We start from the raw sequence: 4303 nt of genomic DNA, 5'->3' as shown, positions 1-4303 counted from the left end.
CTGTCCGGGTCTGGGAAGTCGTCCCTGGCTTTCGATACGATTTATGCCGAAGGACAGCGGAGGTATGTCGAATCACTGTCAGCGTATGCCCGTCAGTTCCTGGGACAGATGGACAAGCCCGATGTCGATTACATTGAAGGGCTGTCGCCGGCTATTTCTATCGATCAGAAGACGACGAGCCGGAATCCCCGGTCTACTGTAGGGACGGTCACAGAAATCTACGATTACCTGCGATTGCTGTATGCCCGTGCCGGGGAAGCGTTCTGCCCGAAGTGCGGCAAGCCCATCCGCCAGCAGACAATCCAGCAGATGGCCGATTCCCTCATGGCTCTGGGTGACGGAGAAAAAGTCATGATCATGGCACCCGTCGTCGATGGGCGGAAGGGGACCCATCAGAAAGTATTGTCCCGTCTGGTCAAAGACGGATATGTCCGGGTGCGCGTCGATGGAGAAGTCTATCTTTTGTCGGACGATATTCCTCTGGAAAAGAATAAGAAGCATACTATCGAAGTCATTGTCGATCGCCTGGTCATCAAGGACAGTATCCTGACTCGGCTGACTGACTCTCTGGAAACGGCAGCGAAATTAGGCGAAGGCATCGTCCATGTCTTCCGCATGAGCACGAAAGAAACTGTGACGTACAGCCAGCATTTTGCCTGCCCCGATTGTCATGTGAGCCTGCCGGAAATCGAGCCTCACCTGTTTTCGTTCAACAGTCCCTTTGGTGCCTGCCCGGCCTGCTCAGGCATCGGCAGTACCATGGAAGTTGATCCCCATCTGTGTCTGCCTCATGGTGATGTATCCTTTGCCGACGGCTGTATTGCTGCCCTCAGCAGTAATCCCGATTCATGGTTCATGCGTCAGCTGGGAGGCCTTTTGAAACCGTATGGATTTACGATACAGAATTGCTATAATGACCTGCCGGAAGAACTGCAGCAGAAATTGCTCTACGGTTCGGATGATGAATGTGTCTTTGAATATGAAAATCTGCGCGGTGAAGTTAAGACATTCTCGACGCCCTTTGAAGGGGTTATACCGATGGTGCGCCGCCGTTACCGCGAAGCTTCATCAGATATGATGCGCGACCAGTTTGGCCAGTTTATGTCGGTCAAGCCGTGTACGGCCTGTCATGGGGCCCGGTTGCGGCCGGAAGCGCTGGCTATTAAAATCGGCGGACTGGACATCCATGAGCTGACAGATTTATCCGTGACGGATATGATTCACTTTTTTGATACGTTGGAACTCAGCCATCGGCAGCAGCTGATTGCCAAACAGATTCTCAAAGAAATCAGGGCCCGCCTCGATTTCCTGCGGACCGTAGGGCTGGAATATCTCACATTGTCCCGGACTGCAGGTACTTTGTCAGGCGGGGAAGCCCAGCGCATCCGCCTGGCTACGCAGATAGGTTCTGGTCTGGTCGGCGTCCTGTATATTCTCGATGAACCGTCTATCGGCCTTCATCAGCGGGACAACGACAAACTGCTCGGTGCCCTGAAGCATCTCCGCGACCTGGGAAATACCCTGATTGTCGTAGAACACGACGAAGATACCATGCGGGCGGCCGATTATATTCTCGATATCGGGCCGGCAGCCGGAGAACACGGGGGACGGATTGTTGCCCAGGGGACGGCGGAAGATATCATGGCATGCCCGGAATCCCTGACTGGACAGTATCTGAAAGGGACGAAATTCATCCCTGTTCCGGCACAGCGCCGTCCGGGAAATGGAACGCAGATTGAAATCGTCGGTGCGGCAGAACATAATTTAAAAAATATCGATGTAGCCTTTCCTCTGGGAACACTTACGGTAGTGACCGGTGTATCTGGTTCAGGAAAATCGACGCTGGTCAATGAAATCCTTTATAAAGGGATGGCAGAAGCCGTGTATGGTACGCCCCACCGGCCGGGAAAATTTAAAGAATTGCGCGGCACAGAATACATCGATAAAATCATCAATATCGACCAGTCGCCTATCGGACGGACTCCCCGATCCAACCCGGCTACCTATACGGGTGTCTTTGATTTCATCCGCCAGCTGTTCAGCCAGACGCCGGAAGCCAAGGTCCGTGGCTATAAAGCCGGCCGGTTTAGTTTCAACATCAAAGGCGGCCGCTGTGAAGCCTGCCGGGGCGACGGCATCATCCGCATCGAAATGAATTTCCTGCCCGATGTCTACGTGCCCTGTGAAGTATGCCATGGTACGCGGTACAACAGGGAAACGCTGGAAGTAAAGTATAAAGGCAAGACGATTTCCGATGTCCTGAACATGACCGTAGATGAAGCCTGCGATTTCTTTGCCCAGATTCCGCGCATCCTCAATAAACTGAAAACGCTCCAGCAGGTCGGTCTCGGGTATATCCGACTGGGACAGCCTGCGACGACCTTATCCGGCGGGGAAGCCCAGCGGGTAAAATTGGCGACAGAGCTTTCCAAGAGAAGTACCGGGCGCACGTTGTATATCCTCGACGAACCGACGACTGGGCTGCATACGGCGGATATCCACAAGCTGATGGATGTCCTGCAGCTCCTCGTCGATGGCGGAGATACGGTCGTTGTCATTGAACATAATCTCGATGTCATCAAGGCGGCTGATTATCTCATCGATCTGGGACCTGAAGGCGGCGACGGAGGCGGCACGGTCGTTGCGACGGGGACGCCGGAAGATATCTGCGCTGTCCCGCAGTCGTATACGGGGCAATTCCTGAAACCCGTACTGGAACGGACGCGGAAACTCATGGAAGAACGAGGTGACCAATAGTGGCATTTTCACAGGCCGTGCTCGAAAAAGTGAATAATCTGACGACCCAGCCCGGCGTGTATTTATGGAAAGATGCCAAAGGTCATATTATTTATGTGGGCAAGGCAGTCAATCTGCGCAACCGCGTCAAAAGTTACGTCCGCAACGATGCCAACCGGGCCGTCAAAGTGGCGGCTATGATCAGTCATGCTGTCGATCTGGAAACCATCGTCGTAGCCAATGAAATGGAAGCGCTGATTCTGGAAAATACGCTCATCAAGAAGCATCATCCCCGGTATAATATCATGCTTCGCGATGACAAGACCTATCCTTATATCAAGGTGACGCTGCAGGACGACTATCCGCGGGTCTGCATGACCCGGCGGGTCATGCGTGATGGTGCCCGGTATTTCGGCCCCTTTGCCGATGCCGGGGCAGTGCACCGCGTCCTGAAACTGATGCAGCGTGCCTTCCACATCCGGACCTGCCGCAATCTCAAAGCAGACCGGCCGTGCCTGCAGTATCATATGGGACATTGCGATGCGCCCTGTGTGCACTATATTACAAAAGCTGATTATCAGGTATTGGTCCGGCAGGCCGTGGATCTGCTGGAAGGAAGGAATACGCCGCTTATACGGGATTTACAGCAAAAAATGGAAGCAGCATCGGATGAGCTGGAATTTGAAAAAGCAGCTGTGTACCGGGACCAGATAGAAGCCATCCGGGTCATTCAGTCCCAGCAGAACATCGTTACCCAGGGCGGCGATATGGATGTATTGGGACTGGCCAGCGATGCCGGACAGTCCTGCGTCCAGATTTATACCATCCGCAGCGGCCGGCTTATGGGACGGGAGACATTCAGTCTGGATCACAGCGATGATGAGTCAGCCGCCGATATGACGGAAGCCGTCATTGACCAGTATTATACGGCTCAGTCGTTTATCCCGCGGGATATTGTCGTAGCCGCTGTGGCAGAACAGGAAGATTGTGAACGGCGGCTGAGCCAGCTGAAAGGCCAGCAGGTCAACCTAATCATTCCCCAGCGGGGCAGTAAAAAGAAACTCCTCGCCATGGCGGAAGAAAACGCCCGCGTCCTGCTCGAACAGAGACGGCTCCAGTGGCAGCATGATACGGATAAGACGAGCGGTGCCGTCCAGGCTCTGGCCCGGGTGCTGGACCTGCCGTCCCTGCCGGAACGGATGGAATGTTTTGATATTTCCCATACCCAGGGTATCGAAACGGTTGCCTCTATGGTAGTTTTTGAAAATGGTCAGCCGGCACGCAGTGAGTACCGGAGGTTTAAATTAAAAACCGTACAGGGAAAGCCCGATGATTTTAAATCTATGGCGGAAATCATGGAACGGCGGTATAATGAAAAAGACTGGCCTGTTCCTGATTTAATAGTCATCGATGGCGGCAAGGGACAACTCCATGCCGCTCTGCCAATCATACGGCAGGCCGGGTGTGAGGCGCCGGTCATCAGTCTGGCCAAGCGCATAGAAGAAGTCTTTGTCGAAGGGCGCAGCGATTCAATTATCCTCAGCCATCATACGCCGGAGCTGCAGCT

The 4303-nt window shown here is 53.7% G+C and carries 2 protein-coding genes; both read left to right on the top strand.

Translation table 11 applies throughout. The annotated features are described in order from the left end of the window. Nucleotides 1-2757 (top strand): excinuclease ABC subunit UvrA (uvrA, locus tag DBO31_RS02865; protein ID WP_150824394.1); only part of this gene is annotated, 2757 nt, incomplete at its 5' end. Continuing rightward, the coding region (gene uvrC, locus DBO31_RS02860; protein ID WP_150824393.1) for an excinuclease ABC subunit UvrC at nucleotides 2757-4303 on the top strand (1547 nt) is incomplete at its 3' end. The genes uvrA and uvrC, both read left to right, overlap by 1 nt.

Origin of the sequence: Megasphaera sp. DJF_B143, from assembly GCF_900320625.1 — a bacterium.
GTDB classification, from domain to species: domain Bacteria; phylum Bacillota; class Negativicutes; order Veillonellales; family Megasphaeraceae; genus Megasphaera; species Megasphaera hexanoica.
This window is presented reverse-complemented; position numbering and strand designations above follow the sequence as displayed.